At 47.9% G+C, this 14780-nt stretch carries 13 protein-coding genes and 2 pseudogenes; 10 read left to right on the top strand and 5 right to left on the bottom strand.

The window, feature by feature from the left end; translation table 11 throughout:
* From ACLJRH_RS25770 to ACLJRH_RS25760, 3 genes and pseudogenes are all read right to left on the bottom strand, one after another.
* Window positions 1-479 (bottom strand): annotated as a pseudogene (locus ACLJRH_RS25770) (transposase); the annotation flags it as partial.
* A 34-nt stretch (window positions 480-513) separates the two neighbouring features.
* Window positions 514-1356, bottom strand: coding sequence for an exonuclease domain-containing protein (locus ACLJRH_RS25765; protein WP_410958256.1), 843 nt, complete (start codon window positions 1354-1356; stop codon window positions 514-516).
* On the bottom strand, window positions 1353-2324 hold the full coding sequence (locus ACLJRH_RS25760) for a DNA-binding protein (protein ID WP_410958255.1): 972 nt from the start codon (window positions 2322-2324) through the stop codon (window positions 1353-1355). The genes ACLJRH_RS25765 and ACLJRH_RS25760 overlap by 4 nt, the downstream gene beginning before the upstream one ends.
* 303 nt (window positions 2325-2627) lie before the next feature.
* Between ACLJRH_RS25760 and ACLJRH_RS25755 the strand changes: the two genes are divergently transcribed.
* Entirely contained in the window at window positions 2628-3125 is a 498-nt protein-coding gene (locus ACLJRH_RS25755) for a cytoplasmic protein (protein ID WP_410958254.1), read from the top strand.
* A 290-nt stretch (window positions 3126-3415) separates the two neighbouring features.
* Here ACLJRH_RS25755 and ACLJRH_RS25750 read toward each other — a convergent pair whose 3' ends face one another.
* Window positions 3416-3892 carry a hypothetical protein gene (locus ACLJRH_RS25750; RefSeq protein WP_410958253.1) on the bottom strand — a complete coding sequence of 159 codons (477 nt, stop codon included), beginning with the start codon at window positions 3890-3892 and terminating at the stop codon, window positions 3416-3418.
* A 766-nt stretch (window positions 3893-4658) separates the two neighbouring features.
* Here ACLJRH_RS25750 and ACLJRH_RS25745 point away from each other — a divergent pair.
* Window positions 4659-5306, top strand: coding sequence for a hypothetical protein (locus tag ACLJRH_RS25745; RefSeq protein ID WP_410958252.1), 648 nt, complete (start codon window positions 4659-4661; stop codon window positions 5304-5306).
* Between the two features lie 462 nt (window positions 5307-5768).
* Window positions 5769-6101 (top strand): hypothetical protein, encoded by a 333-nt coding sequence (locus ACLJRH_RS25740; protein WP_410958251.1) that lies wholly within the window; start codon window positions 5769-5771, stop codon window positions 6099-6101.
* A gap of 261 nt (window positions 6102-6362) precedes the next feature.
* Here ACLJRH_RS25740 and ACLJRH_RS25735 read toward each other — a convergent pair.
* Window positions 6363-6695, bottom strand: a pseudogene (locus ACLJRH_RS25735) (recombinase family protein); the annotation flags it as partial.
* A gap of 578 nt (window positions 6696-7273) precedes the next feature.
* Here ACLJRH_RS25735 and ACLJRH_RS25730 point away from each other — a divergent pair.
* The 7 genes from ACLJRH_RS25730 to ACLJRH_RS25700 all read left to right on the top strand — a co-directional run bounded on the left by ACLJRH_RS25730 (window position 7274) and on the right by ACLJRH_RS25700 (window position 14647).
* Window positions 7274-9706: a hypothetical protein gene (locus ACLJRH_RS25730; RefSeq protein WP_410958250.1), complete on the top strand. Its 2433-nt coding sequence runs from the start codon at window positions 7274-7276 to the stop codon at window positions 9704-9706.
* Window positions 9707-10039: 333 nt separating this feature from the next.
* Entirely contained in the window at window positions 10040-10630 is a 591-nt protein-coding gene (locus ACLJRH_RS25725; protein WP_410958249.1) for a plasmid pRiA4b ORF-3 family protein, read from the top strand.
* 135 nt (window positions 10631-10765) lie between these two features.
* Window positions 10766-11338 (top strand): recombinase family protein, encoded by a 573-nt coding sequence (locus ACLJRH_RS25720; RefSeq protein WP_410958248.1) that lies wholly within the window; start codon window positions 10766-10768, stop codon window positions 11336-11338.
* Window positions 11339-11374: 36 nt separating this feature from the next.
* Entirely contained in the window at window positions 11375-12766 is a 1392-nt protein-coding gene (locus ACLJRH_RS25715; protein WP_410958258.1) for an ISKra4 family transposase, read from the top strand.
* 394 nt (window positions 12767-13160) lie between these two features.
* Complete coding sequence (locus ACLJRH_RS25710; protein ID WP_410958247.1) at window positions 13161-13430, top strand: CopG family ribbon-helix-helix protein; 270 nt, start codon at window positions 13161-13163, stop codon at window positions 13428-13430.
* Window positions 13427-13702 carry a type II toxin-antitoxin system toxin YacB gene (yacB, locus tag ACLJRH_RS25705; protein ID WP_410958246.1) on the top strand — a complete coding sequence of 92 codons (276 nt, stop codon included), beginning with the start codon at window positions 13427-13429 and terminating at the stop codon, window positions 13700-13702. Before ACLJRH_RS25710 ends, yacB begins: the two co-directional genes overlap by 4 nt.
* A gap of 609 nt (window positions 13703-14311) precedes the next feature.
* Window positions 14312-14647, top strand: a complete 336-nt coding sequence (locus ACLJRH_RS25700; RefSeq protein ID WP_410958257.1) for a ProQ/FINO family protein — start codon at window positions 14312-14314, stop codon at window positions 14645-14647.
* Window positions 14648-14780 lie beyond the last annotated feature (133 nt).

Raw genomic sequence — 14780 nt, 5'->3', positions numbered from 1 at the left:
AGACCGCGCTCTTTAAGGCTCAGCAGGAAGGCCAGCCAGAACGCTTTGGCTTCTGACTCGCCGATGCCCATTCCGATAATTTCCCGGCGTCCGTCCAGGTTAACCGCGCAGGCGATTATCACAGCCACACTGACCACCCGGCTGTTCTTACGTACTTTCACGTAAGTCGCATCCAGCCACAGGTAAGGCCATTCGCCTTCCAGCGGTCGGTGCAGGAACGCCTGTACGCGCTCATCGATGCCACGACAGATGGACGATACCTGGCTGCGGGAGATGCCGGTCATCCCCATCGACTGTATCAGGGCATCCACCTTGCGGGTGGATACGCCGTTTATCCATGCTTCCTGGATAACCGCATTCAGCGCCTTCTCTGACAGGCGGCGGGCTTCGAGGAAGGACGGGAAGTATGAGCCTTCACGTAACTTCGGGATACGCAGCTCCAGCGTGCCGGGCCGGATGTTGTACTGGCGGTCACGGAACCTGAATCAAACATTCCCATAAGTAATCTCTTGTTTAATTGTCATCCATTTCACGCTGCAACTGGCACCAGTATTCTGCAATATCGTTAACCACCCGTGCAGTCATGACGGTGTCAGCCACCGCCGAATGTGCCTGCCTGGTCCAGTTCAGTCCGGCCTGACTCGCTGCACTGGCCAGCGATATCGTGCCGTAACGGTTGGTGGGTCCGTAATAACCCGCAGCGAGCCGCATGGCGCAGTACACCGTCAGGGTATCCAGCCAGCTGGCCGGGTCGTTATACGCTGCCGCTGTCTGCTTCAGAATCCGGGTATCAAAATCCGCGTTGAAAATAACCAGCGGACGCTGGTCGATATGGTGCTGCAGCTGCTGCGCAATATCGGGCCAGGCCGGAGCGTCGGCCAGCATGGCTTCACTGATACCGTGTACGGCAGCGGCTGCCGGATCGATACTGACCGTCGGTTTCAGGCGGGTTTCGTATATCAGGTCGCCACGGGCATTCACCAGACCGATTTCCAGCGCCTGCGCGCCGGCATCAAGCCCGGTCGTTTCGGTATCGAGGAAGACGGGGTCCTGACTTAACCAGGTGTGCGCCAGCCGGGCGGCTCTGCCGCGCTCACTTTTCATTCGGGACTGCAGACCCAGTAGTGCAGCTGCCTGCCGCTGTTTTTCGGTCCGGTGCTGTTTCTCCCGCAACGGGACGCAGTCCGCTATCCGGTAAACGCCGTATTTACTCCCGTATCCATTTTTATACCACCGGACCGGTTCCGCTCCGGGAGCCGGTTTCATCCGGAATTCATCCCGCAGCCGGCCCTGACTGAAACATTTATCCCCGGCCAGCGCCGCTGCGCGACGGGCGTTCAGGTCATCATCACTCACGGGCGCTCCTTTTTCTGACGGGAGGAGGCCGGCGTGACGACAGAAGATGCTTTCACCCCGGCGTCATCAGCTTCCGGAATGTCAGCGTTACCGGGCAGGCCGGAGACGCTTCCGTACAACAACGCTGTCAGTTCCCGGTTCTGCTCTTTCAGCGCCCGGATTTCGCCCTGCAGCAACGCCTCCGAGGTCTGCGCTTCCCTGGCCGCATTTTCGGCAGAATCAGCCCGCGTAAGCAGGCTCTCTTCCCTCTGCATATACTGTGCCTTCAGCTCGCTCACGGTCGCGCTGTATTCCACTTTCGCTTCCCGCAGGTCAGAAGTATAGCGGGAGACGCTGTCGGTCAGGCGTTGTTCCGCGTCGTCCAGTTTATGCTGCAGGGTCTCCGTCTGCTGCCGGTGCTGTTCTGCCGCCTCCCGGCCATTTTTTTCGGCGTCCTTCAGTCGTTCTTCCGTGGCGGTCAGCCGTTCACGCACCTGCGCCAGCTCAACAAGATATGTCTGCTCCCGTTCACGGCTGCCGTCAAGCAGTTCCAGCGTTTTCCGCAGGTCAGCCGTAGCAGCATCCAGCTTCTGCTCCAGGTCATCCACCGTCTGCACCGCGTCGGCCAGTTCACGCTCAGCCTGCGCTTTCTGCTCTTCCGCTGTGCGGGTGATGTCGTCAACCCGGCATTCTGCCGCCCTGACGGCCCGGTCATTCAGTTCCCGCAGCAGCTGCACGACATGTCCGGTGAGGGTGGCTGTGACGGTCTTCACCGCGTCGGCCAGCTCCGGAGGCAGGTCAGCCAGTGGTTCAGGCTCCACAGACGTCTGTCCGGCCAGGTAACCGTCCCAGACCTGACGCAGACGGGACGGGTCTCCGCCGCCCACGCGTTTGCGCAGGGCAAAACCGGTGATGTTAACAACACCTTCCGCCTGCAGGGCTTTGCCGGCGGCAATGATTTCTTCAGGTACAAACGTGACAGGGCGCATAACAGTTTCTCCATTCCGGACATGCTCACATTACAAACAAAAAAGGAAAGAAAATAAACAATAAATTAATAAATTAATAAATGAAGTAACAAAGAAAGTAAATAACAAACAAATTAACAAACTAAAAAGGTGACAGTGTAGCGAAAAAATGACACCTGACAGCGCCCCACTGATCGGATTGCCGGGACTGCGGGCCGGAAGACCGGACGGAACGCGCCACCGGCACGATGCGGGTCGCTCCCCTTGCCGGATACTGATGTTAATGCTAATGTATGCATACACCAGCATTAATCAGAGACAGACATGCCGCAGGATGACTCAGCCATCGAACGAGCCAGGGAATACTTTTTCCGGCACCACCAGTACACAGAGGAAGACCTGGCATCTGACTACCTGGCGGAACTGCGTAAATACAGGGATGACACCTGGGAAGCACCGCAACGGGCTGCCAGGCTCAGTGCCGCCGTCAAACGCTACAAAACGTATGAGATGTTGTACTTCTTCTTCGAAATTGCAGATAAGGCCGGGCTGGACTACACGCCGCTCGTGGTGAGACGTCTGTGCGCCCATCTTTTCGACAGACAGGGCAGCCAGAATATTATTGTTGATATTTTTGGCCGGAAGGGACGCATGCACCGCAGCCATGACAGTGCTCCTGACATTATCGCGGCCGTTGCGTCGCAGTACAGCCAGCAGGCGAAGGACCACTGGCAGGACGTCCTGAAGAATATAGAAAGAGTGAAGCAGGACTACCGAAAAAATCAGAAAAGGGAAAGAACTGAAGATCAATTTCAATGCTAATATATGCATACATTAGCATTATCTCATAAATCAGGCAACAATCTGGTTTTGTGGGAGTAACGGAACCAAAATGACGGTTAAGGAGCTAACTGGAAATGGCCAACAAGTAAAATATCAATTGGTTGGCTTTCAACCTTCCCGTCGGCATTTCCCTCAGCACATGGTCAGGAATGATGAAAACACCAGATTAATTCATGTCTGACTCAGGACGCAGTGCTATAAATATCCTGCAGTAAAAAACAGTCAGACCGGAAAAGGCAGGCCCCCGTTCAGGGAGCCTGCCTGATAAATTAACGACCTCCGGCTGTAATCATTTTTGCGGAAATACCCGGGAATGTTTTATTGATATCTTTATCAACATTTCGCCAGTGAACTGAGCCATCCGGATCCACATAGTAACAGGCTTCGCCTGTGGTCGGGTCAGCACAGATAAATGCCCGTTCTTCGCTGTAATGATCCCAGCGGGAGAATTCAGGGGCCCAGCGAGCCCATACACCATCCTGGGTCACTGCCCACAACCGGTTATCACCACCAACGGTAATCATTTTTGCGGAGATACCCGGGAACGTTTTATTGATATCTTTATCAACGTTTCGCCAGTGAACTGAGCCGTCAGGATCCACATAGTAACAGGCTTCGCCTGTGGTCGGGTCAGCACAGATAAACGCCCGCTCTTCGCTGTAATGATCCCAGCGGGAGAATTCAGGAGCCCAGCGCGCCCATACTCCATTCTGCGCCACTGCCCATAAACGTGTGACTTCTGCCATATGATATTTCCTCTCTGTTATGTTGATAACTCAATACTACTTTCGGCTCTACATACAACGTACAGTTCTGGTGAAGTTATTATCTGGTGACGTTATTAAATTATATTAATTTTGGGATATTATTCAGGGGAGGCACCTCTGATATCAGGTTTTCTCTGCAACGGCATTTCCTTTTTCAAAGGTAATTATGCTGAAGCCTTCATTTTCAGCCCCATATAAAGCACATATGCAGATATATCATATTGACGCTATTACAGGAATAAGAAAATGTAAATATTAATTTTTAGTGATTTTTAATTAATGCTTATTTGAATAAAAATAATGTCATTTGTTGCATGAATATCATGAACATTGATGCAAAGGTAACGGGTTAACGTCTTTACGTATCCGGGGCCTTGCTCTTGAATCGATAACATCGATCGATACGATCGATATTACTTTATGTACTTTAAGGGGCAGCAGGCATAACCATTGCGAAAGTTACAGTTATTGACAAAATCTGACAAAGTGGATTTGACTGATATGAGGCTGGTCTTCCTGTTATCTGATGCCTTATGTCGTCAGTAATCCCTTTTTGTCCGGTTACCCTTATGACACCCCATGCGCTCTGCGTTGACCGTAATGATGGTTAATGTCGGTCAGGTTCAGCCGAAGTGCTGTGAGCAGGTGGTATGGCTGGTAAGTGTTTTTAATACCCTTGTATGAAGCATGACTGCCCGTCTGCTTCTCGTTTGTTCAGGATTGAGTTTACGTCAGGAAAGTTATAATGAATCTTATGAGTCTGTCTGTTAAAAAATCGGTACTTGCTGTTGTTGTGTGTTCTGCTGTTGGTGCTGCCATGCCCACTATGGCAGAAACAGGTAATCCCACAGGAAGTCGGGCTACCTCTCTTACTATGCGAGTGGTTGGCTCAATCACTAACTCCACCTGCAATATTCGTCCATACACCTCAGCAGGTGCCGATGCGACAACGCTGAATCTGGGGGTTGTGAGCAAAAGTAGTACCTCCTCTCCTGTGAGTTTTTTCCTGAAACCGGAAAACGGATGTACTGATGGAATTATTTCGGTTATGGATGGAAAGGCTGCTTCCGAAACAGCGACAATAACATGGGACAGTAATGGGTTAACTGACCATGGCATTTCAAACATGTACGGTACCGCCACAAATGTCCATCTCGAATTAAAGCCTGTGACAGGTAGCTCGGGTAGTGCTGACGGTTTTGCTGAGGTCAGCTCTGGGGCGCCGGAGGTAATAAAAACAGGTACCCAGACTGTGAACTATAAAACGCTCGCTTCAGGCGGCAAAGCAACCCCTTTCAAGTATGAAGTAAAGCTTGCATCGGATGATGATACTAAGGATATGGGTGCTGGTACCTTTGATACCGACATCAGCTACACAGTTGCGTATAATTGATTTCCGGAAAATCTAAGTCTGGTGAATAAACTGATACCCGGGTTCAGACCTGAATTCTGCCTGTCATTAAATTAAAGACAAGAGCAACAAATACAGGAAATAAAGCAAACTCAGCAAAAAAAAAGAATGTCAGCGCAAAACAGATTTATCAGGCTCTTTGATTGTCTGGCCGGCAAGGGTTCCGGTCAGTGATTCTGGTGGGCATGGTATCTTTTTTTTGTTTTTTTTCTGCCGTTTTTTTGTTCTTTTTTGCTTTTTTATTTGTTTTGCGTCTTTATTTACTGGCGGTTTTTTGTGCCTGCTTTTTTTTGTGGCAGGGCCTTCAGGTTTGTTTTGCCCGGGTTTCTTTTCGTTTTTTCTTCTTTAATTCATTTTCAGTTCACTGATTAAGTGAGTAATTAACCAGTGATTCAGTTAAAGGCGAATTCGCCTGGTCTGGTTAAATTCGGGTGTCAGGGCAGAATGATGCAACAACGTACAGATGATGCGGCCGGCGTCAGGGAAAAAGCAGTGACGGTGACAACGCCGGGATTCCGCCTGCGTGCGCTGGCCAGGCTGGTGATGCTGTCGGTACTCTCCGGGGGTGTGATGTGGTCTTCTGCTTCCGCAGCGGGCGAACTGAACCTTAACTTCATCCATGGTGTGGATAAAAGCCATGCCCCGGCCATACTGAAAGATGGTACCCGTTTTCCTCCGGGACAGTACGTGGTGGACGTGGTGCTCAATCAACAGAAAACCGCCCGCCAGATGCTGACCATCACCCCGGATGATACAAAATCCCTGTGTCGGAGATGAAATAAGTGGCATGTCCTTAAATTTAAGCGAGAGGCATAAAAACCTTCGTATTGTAAAAATCCAGCATATTTTTTGGGTTATTGAAGGCTCCCATATGTCACATAAAATATGCGTATGGACCGAATTATTGGGCCATTAAAGATTGTGATGCAAGGATCCTTAAAAGATCCTTGCTATTAGTAGGTCCCTCGCTACTTTGACTTTTATCATAGTCAAAACCTCTTAACGTGAGTTTTCGTTCCACTGAGCGTCAGACCCCTTGAAGAACATTTTTCCCATCGGGTCTGCCGGGTCGTAGAGACTTGTGCCCAGCGCCAGCTTCACGCCTCTGGCCTGTAATGCATCAGCAATCTCACGCGCGTCAGGTACCGAACGGGCCAGGCGGTCAAGTTTGGGAACAACCAGCGTGTCACCTCTGCGTACAACTGCCAACGCCTGATCCAGACCGGGCCTCTGCCGGTTTGCTCCCGTAAGCCCTTTGTCGATGTAAATCCGATCCGGGGAGACGCCGAGTTTCACCAGTGCTTCCTGCTGGACGGTCAAATCCTGCTTATCAGTTGAGCAACGGGCATAGCCAATGCGTATTTCAGTCATAAAGTGTACGTTTAAGGGGCCATCAAAGAGATTGATATCGTACCTATGAGACAACGTCAGCAGTGATTTTCTCTGAAACGCAAAAATGCATTTTTATCGTCCGCTGAGCGATCGGTGTTTTGACATCGGTTATCTCCGGTAAGTCGGTGAATGGATGTCGGTAATGCTAACTAACTGAAAAACTCTGTGAAGATGACTCCCCCGGAAGCACACAGAAAACTCAAGGAAATACTTAGACTTAAATATGGATTCGGTTTAAGCCACCGATAGATAGCCCGAAGCCTGGTGACTTCGCCATCTGTGATATCACGATATACCAATCGGGCTGTACAGCCTGGTGTACACGCCATAAATAATGGCCCAGCATTTCAAGAATTGCAGGGGTTGTGAATGTGCTCATGGTTTTTATCTACTGTATGTGAAATAAGAAAAATTGTTTTTTTGATATTAAGCAAGTTTTATTAAAATGTATTTCCCCTGGGGTTGACATCAATAAACTGCAAACAATATAAATAAAAAACAAATATTAATGCACGGATTTTATTCTTTTTTAAGGATGATTAATCAGGTTGATTTCTATGAAAAAAAATATCCAGACTCATTGTTATTATTTAAAACCCTTCACGCTAATAGCATTAGCCTCTTCCATTATGGTTCCTTTGTCCTACGCGTTTGCTGACACTGAAAATAATACTGTGTTTTTACAACTAAATCCAGAATATGATAAATACGTTGACTTCAACACTTATAATGGTGACTTTAATAATGGTTGGGGGGATCTGGAGTACGGTATCGGAGATATTACAATTAACGATGCCACGATAACTACCGATAATTATTCAAATTCCAGTACAGGGATGTCTTCGATAAAAAAGCCCATGGCGAATAATTCCACTATCTCAACTGACGTATCCTATAGTAGGGATCTTGTTGCAAAAGTGGGCGGAAAATTAAATATTCCAGATACACATACTATCTCTGGAGATGGAAACTGGATTTTAAATGCAGAGGTAGGTGAGAGGGTAGCTATTGTTCCATCAATTATTTATCAAAAGAAGTTAAATGTTATACTTAACACGACAGGTATGAGTATCTATGGGACTATGGGTACGAATAATGGTATAATTCAGGTTAAATCTTCTTTGAATGCAAATCTTTTTTCAGGTGCTGACTTTTTTTTGACATCAGATAATAAAATGCCAATTCAGGAAGAACTAGAAAATTTAAAATACAGACCAGTAGAATGGAAAATAGTTCCTATTATCAATGTTACCACAGACTATTATTCCAATATTAGGGTTATTGGTATGCAAGCCGCAAGCTTATCAAGGGACAATGCTTCAGCCATAAATAATGGTAGTATTTTTGTTAATGGTAGTATTCTTAGTAAAAAAGAAAAATTGGTTAATTTTATTAATCCAGATATTAAAAATTTTACTATACATACCACTAAAGGCCCTCTTTCTGTGGAGGTTGATAGTAGTCACGTAAATGCTGAAACTAAAATGACTGGAACGGCGCTCGCTGTAGGCATGTTTGGTCTTTCGGGTTATAATGTTCAACTTACTGGTGAGTCTGATCATTATAGTGGAGTAACCTATCTGGAAAATAATGGTGAAATTAAAATCAATACAACATCTGATTTCACATCCAGTGGTATGGCTGCTTCTGTAGAAAAAGGGGGAACTATTGTAGTTGTGAATCATGGAGACATAAACCTGGAAGGTGCGTCCGGGAAATTTAAACATGAATTTTATGGTCAAATATCCGATAATGGACATATTTATTTAGGCGATTGGATTTATAGACCGGGAAAAGTGAATGATGTTGTTCCTTTTGCCCTTAATGTTGACTCCGGGGCAACGGGAAAGCTTGGTTTCACAAAAAAAGCGACTCTTTATATCATCCCTGTGAATAGTAAACAGGTTGATCAAAATTTTACTTTGGGAACGCTGTTTGGTCGTTATAAAAACGACTCGAATCTAGAAGCTGATTTGAGTTATGTGGATGGGCAGTTCAAAAGGTATGATACAGGATCAAACATGCTTAAATTAAATGTCTCTGGTTCTGATATGAATCATATGACTGCTAAAATTAATGTTATTCCTGAACATGCACTAGGGCATAAAGTTAGATATATGACATATATGTCGGATATTAATTCACTTCTGGATGAAAAAACGGCAGTTAGCCCCAGATGGAAAAATGTCGATTCAGGTTGGCAATGGTCTGTCAGACCATGGCATAGCAACTATAGTTCTAATGCTGTTTCTGCATTTAATGGTTGGGGAAATGGGGTCGTTATCAAAGGGACACGACATTCAGGGAGTTTGGATACGACTACTTACTTTACCATTGGTCATGAAGCACTCAACTCCTCAGATCAACTTCTTTCCTCTTCCTCAAAGAAATTTTCATCTGGAATATCTGAACAAATTAGGTTAAATGATATATTAAATGCGGGTTGGAGAATTGATACAGGCAGAGGGTTCACAGACTGGAATGGATATGATAAGTTCGGTAGTGATAAATCCAGAACCAACTCAACATATACCTACACAGAAATAAATACTGGCGCAGAAATTTCATTCCTTGATAATCAATTTATTGGAGGCGGAATGTCGGCAGGCTGGCTTCGTCTTTATCAGGGAGGTGTAATTTTTAACACACCAGGAACGGGAACTGTTAAATATGATAAAGAAATAATTAATACTTCTCTATTAAATGCCTCCAGCTATTGGAGTTCAAAATTTAATGTAGGCGATTATATTGTCACTCCTTATTTATCTCTGGCGGGAGCATATATTACAGATGCTGATTTCAAAACAAAATTTTTGTACTTTGACAGAGTATATGTAGGTAGAGGTCAGGTTGATAATTTCTTCACTACAGTTGCTACAGGTCTCAGTCTTTCAAGGGGGAATGTATCATTCAGATTGTCCGGGAGTGGGCGTTATTCATCACACATAGCAGGACATTCTGTGAATGCAGATTTATCCTGGCGGTTTTAACTAAGTTACTGTATCATCTTGGGATAGATGGTTGCGAAGTTGTTCATAATTTTATTTGTCGGGTAAGAAATAAAAATATAGAAAGAATTTGTTTTGAGCCTGTAAACGAAATTGTATAACTGCCTGATATTAGAAGACAATAACTCAGTCCGGCGCATTGACTCGGCATTTTTGTTACCCAACGCGCACTGTTGCCTCATCAAAATTGTTACTTTGGCTACCATCGTAAATCAGCAATGAGAGCATGAAAAACCGTGGGGCAATCACCGAATGAGTCTTTCGCTGGGGATAAAATAACCAGCATCCTTTAGTCACCATACTTGTTATCCCTCGATGAAAATCTATGTTATCAAAATCGCTGTTCATGGTGTCAGTCCTATGGTCTGGCGTCGGATAAGAATCGCGGCTGATACGTCGCTGGCCGCGCTTCACTTCATTATCCAGATCGTACAGGACTGGGGCGACGACTATCTCCACCAGTTTCATATTTACGGTAAAGACTACGGTATCTCTTACGAGGGCGGCATTGGTTTTCCGGATAATCCGTTCCGGGTAGTGATTGATGATTTCGCTTTCGATACCGGCGATCGCTTTACCTACGAATACAATTTCTTTGAACACTGGCTTCACGACATTCGCATTGAGGCTATTCACGAAGATTCATCGCTGAAAACGCCATTCTGTATGAGCGGCCATGGAATGCCCGGAGCAACGGCTGCGGATGAAGCTAATAAGACGCTGGCGTTCCTGGAGGCCATCGTTAATGCCAATGATTCAACAACGGTCGGCGATATCAGGCTTTTTATAGACGATCTGGATGCCGTCCGGTTCAACCGCAATAAAATCAACCAGCAACTGAGCAAACTCGACCTTGCCTCTCCGACGCTGGAGCCTGAAGTGATCTGGCCGGGTCGTCGGCGCTGACCGCGTCTATAAAGGTATACGTTTTTAACATGTATCGCAGATCCCCGGTAATTTGTCTATAAACCTCCCTAAATCGGTGTTTATGGATTATTCTTCAAATCTCTATAATGTTTAAAGACCTTCCGGAGGTTTTACGTGCAATATGCCTACATCAGGGTGAGCTCGGCCGATCAGAATACAGCCCGTCAGGAAGAGGCATTGTCAAAGGCGGGTTTTCAGCCAGATAAAATTTGTGTTGAGCATGCCAGCGCGAAAGACACAAACCGCCCGGGGTTACAGGAACTCCTGGGACAATTACGCCCTGGTGATACGCTTCTGGTTCATTCCATCGATCGCCTTTGCCGGAATATGTCAGATATGTGCGCTGTCACAACCCGGCTTCGTGACCAGGGCGTTACCCTTATTTTTTTGAAGGAGCAGCTGACGTTCAGCGCCGGCACAAACAATCCGATGCAGGAGCTGCAACTGCACATGATGTCGGCATTCAGCCAGTTTGAACGAGCCTTACTGAAGGAAAGGCAGGCCGACGGTATCGCCGCGAAAAAAGCACGGGGTGAAAAAACCGGGCGCCCCGGCACCGATATCAAAAAAATCCAGGAAATTGACGCACTCAGAAGCAGAGGGGTCAGGCTCAGGATCGCCTGCGACCATGCGGGCCTTGGCGTTTCCACATATTATAAGCTTCGTCACCAGATGAACAACCAGTAGCCGGGAGATAGTCATCCACCACCGCAGGAGGCAATGATGCAACTGACGCTCCAGATAGTCATCACCGATGAATCAGGCTCCAGTCGAACGGAGGAACTGATGACACACCAAAAATCAGGGGAGGCCCGCAACGACATTGGATTATCGATATCAGAATCTAAGCGGTTGCTGAATACGGTCCAGAAATCGGTGATCCAGCTGCAGGCAGACGAATATACTCAACACCATATCCGGTGCCCTCACTGCCTTGCTGCACGCAGAATCAAAGGCAAACAGAAAATACAGTACCGGACGCTGTTTGGCGTTATTCCGGTATCAGGGCTTCGGGTATACCGGTGCCGTTGTGAAGAGAGTGAGACAAAGACCGTCAGTTTGCTCAGTAACTGGGCTGGCGATTATTCTCACCCGGCACTGAAATATATAGAAACCCGCTGGGCCTCGATGATCTCGTATGAAATGACGACCCGTCTGCTGAAAGATATTCTACCGGTGGGTCACGGCCTGAATGCCTCAACGGTGAGGAATCATTTATGCCAGGTGGCGCTGCGTCTTGACGCTGAGGCTGAAGCTCATTCAGGTGTTCTTTCCGGCTGTCCCCGCGACTGGGAGAACCTGCCCCGGCCCGGAAAACCGCTTGTGGTGGGTATAGATGGTGGATATGTTCGCGATCGGGATGACAAAAAGCGTAATTTTGAAATTATTGCCGGGAAGTCTTTTTCCGTTGGAACACCAGCAGAAACCCGCCGCTTCGGTTTTGTCCAGAAGGATGGCTGTCATCCGGACCGCAGGCTCATGGCCCACCTTTCTGCGCAGGGAATGCAGGCCAACCAGCAGATATTTTTTCTGTCCGACGGTGCGGATAATCTCAGAGACCTCCAGTTCGGTATGTACCCTGAGTCAACTCATGTGCTGGACTGGTTTCATATCACCATGAGGCTGACGGTGCTCATGCAATATGCCAGGGGACTGATTGCATCAGATCCAGAAACAGGAGGTAAAGTTCTGGCTCTGCTGGAGAGCAGTAAACGATATCTATGGCATGGCAATGTTGTGGCCGCGCTGGAGCATATTGATGATTGCGTCATGTATTGCGATGACCCTGAACTCAGCTATACGGGCCTGAAATCCCTGCAAAAACACCTGGATGAAATGTATACCTACATCCGGAATAATCAGATGATGATCCCCAACTACGGCGAAATGCGACGGTACGGGGAGCCTGTATCAACCGCGTTTGTGGAATCCACGATCAATGAAGTGATCGCCAGACGAATGGCTAAAAAGCAGCAGATGCAGTGGAGCAGAAAAGGGGCTCATTATTTGTTACAGACCCGGACCGCTGTTCTGAATAACGAGCTACAGGATAAATTCACCTACTGGTATCCGGGGTTTCAAAGCGACGGGAAGGTATCAGCGGCGGCAGCATAGCTCACTCTGCCCCAGGATTTTTCATGCTCTCCTACGTGATGCCATCACCCCGCCAGCAGGGTATTTTCTGTGCAGTTGTCAACCACTGAATCGGAACCCACGCCGCTGGCGCGGGACCCCACGATTCAGCAGTTGACAAATCCGGCTACTGAATTATCAGAAAAAAACACTGTACGTCTGCCACACAGGCCCCCGGGTGGCCAGTGAGGGTAACCATGGGGAACATTTCGGCATCGCAGAATGAGCGTGAAAGTGGTGAAATCCGGCTTACGCCGGGCTTCGGCGACTTTACTCCTGTGCCACAGGAAATCTCATCTGCTGACGTGATATCAGCTGGAAAAGAAGATATAAACATCGTATACTTGTATATACGTGGTAATAACGAGGTAATGCTATGTCACAGGTTAGCATGAGCTTAAGAATTGATGCCGAACTGAAAGACGCTTTTATGGCTGCAGCAAAAAATATGGACCGTAACGGCTCCCAGTTAATCCGGGATTTCATGCGACAGACTGTTGAACGCCAGCATCATACCTGGTTCCGTGAACAGGTTGATGCCGGGCGTCTGCAACTGCAGCGCGGTGAAGTCCTTCCGCACGACATGGTGGAAGCTGCTGCTGCTTCATGGCGGAATGAGGCGATGAAGAAGGCTGCCGGTAAATGATGGAGATTTTCTGGACCATGCTGGCCAGTCAGGACAGGAAGCGTATCCGCGAGTACATCGCAGAACAAAATCCGATGGCTGCTGTTGCACTGGACGAACGGATTAGCGATTCAGCCGGTAGCCTGGCCGGACAACCATATAAAGGGCGTCATGGTCGGGCTGAAGGTACCTGCGAGCTGGTCATCCACCAACATTTTGTTCTGGTTTATGAAGTGGATAAACCGGAGGGAAAAGTGTATATCCTGCGTGTATTACATACTGCGCAGAAGTGACCATGACTGTTGATGTCGGTCAGTACAAAAACAACCTTAACAAAGTGTTCCGTTTCCCGGATGGTGCCCTTAACTGGCAAAGCAACAGCTTCCTCCGTAATTCCATTAATCTCCGGAGGTAGTATTTTAAGTGCCGTTGCCAACCACTGAACCGGAACCCACGCCGCAGGCGCGGGACCCCACGATTCAGCAGTTGACAAATCCGGCTACTGTCCCGAATGTAAGTAAATATTCTGTTTTTTTCTTCGTTTTTATGCCGGAGAAAAAGAAATTATGTTATAATTTCATAGTGTTAAGTTGATTTTGCGGGGGCGGTATGACGGCAGGTACGGTTAAAAAATCACCGGTCATTGTGGTGAAGGAAAAACGGCAGTTCACTCTCTCTCCTGTCACGGAAAACATACCCGCTGCACCGGACAGGGGAAAAATTCCCTCATCCGTCAGTGAGTCCCCTGCTGTCAGCCCGCAGCCACAGACTCACCCCTCCGGACTGACAAAAAAACAGCGTAAGTACCTCCGCCACAAAGAAAGGATGCGTCAGATACGCCGTGACAATATACGCAACGGACGGCAGAAACAGCCCCTCTTCCGCCAGGTCTTTCCTTTCCTCTGCTCTGGCCTGAAGACAACGTCTTTCGCCTTATTAAGGTCGGCATTATCAAAGATGTTGAAGCCTTTATTAACGAAAACCCTGACTGCGGACTCACCCTGCCGGACTGCCGCTGCGTTTTCTCCCTGGTTACTCAGGCACTACCCTATCTCAGTCTCTTTACCCCCGGCGCCGTTCGTTATGACCTCAACGGACTGCCCGCCAGCTCCGTCACTGAAAGGGAAATCCTCCACGCTCAGCAGGCCTGTGAACGCATTCTCCGTTTTCAGCAACAAAAGGCTGCTGAAGCACAACAGAACGCCATTCCCGGGGACTGTGATGAGAAAAATGACTGAATCATGCCGGTATGGCGGATGGCTCCGGTATCAGTCTGGCCGGGCTCCGTTCCGGCCGGAACATTTACTTCTGAGGGACTCACCATGAGCGAACTGGCCGGTCTTCACCCGCAAATCAGTGAGCTTGATGAGT

It is taken from the genome of Salmonella sp. SAL04162 (assembly GCF_046551535.1).
Lineage (GTDB): Bacteria > Pseudomonadota > Gammaproteobacteria > Enterobacterales > Enterobacteriaceae > Salmonella > Salmonella enterica.
Note: the sequence above shows the minus strand (reverse complement) of the source record. Positions and strands in the feature narration are given on the sequence as shown.

What these genes read in the sequence shown, in the direction of transcription:
- ACLJRH_RS25760 (WP_410958255.1), bottom strand. Translation starts at nt 2,324, where the DNA reads ATGCGCCCTGTCACGTTTGTACCTGAAGAAATCATTGCCGCCGGCAAA.
- ACLJRH_RS25750 (WP_410958253.1), bottom strand. Translation starts at nt 3,892, where the DNA reads ATGGCAGAAGTCACACGTTTATGGGCAGTGGCGCAGAATGGAGTATGG.
- ACLJRH_RS25715 (WP_410958258.1), top strand. Translation starts at nt 11,375, where the DNA reads ATGCAACTGACGCTCCAGATAGTCATCACCGATGAATCAGGCTCCAGT.
- ACLJRH_RS25730 (WP_410958250.1), top strand. Translation starts at nt 7,274, where the DNA reads ATGAAAAAAAATATCCAGACTCATTGTTATTATTTAAAACCCTTCACG.
- ACLJRH_RS25755 (WP_410958254.1), top strand. Translation starts at nt 2,628, where the DNA reads ATGCCGCAGGATGACTCAGCCATCGAACGAGCCAGGGAATACTTTTTC.
- yacB (WP_410958246.1), top strand. Translation starts at nt 13,427, where the DNA reads ATGATGGAGATTTTCTGGACCATGCTGGCCAGTCAGGACAGGAAGCGT.
- ACLJRH_RS25725 (WP_410958249.1), top strand. Translation starts at nt 10,040, where the DNA reads ATGAAAATCTATGTTATCAAAATCGCTGTTCATGGTGTCAGTCCTATG.
- ACLJRH_RS25740 (WP_410958251.1), top strand. Translation starts at nt 5,769, where the DNA reads ATGATGCAACAACGTACAGATGATGCGGCCGGCGTCAGGGAAAAAGCA.
- ACLJRH_RS25710 (WP_410958247.1), top strand. Translation starts at nt 13,161, where the DNA reads ATGTCACAGGTTAGCATGAGCTTAAGAATTGATGCCGAACTGAAAGAC.
- ACLJRH_RS25745 (WP_410958252.1), top strand. Translation starts at nt 4,659, where the DNA reads ATGAATCTTATGAGTCTGTCTGTTAAAAAATCGGTACTTGCTGTTGTT.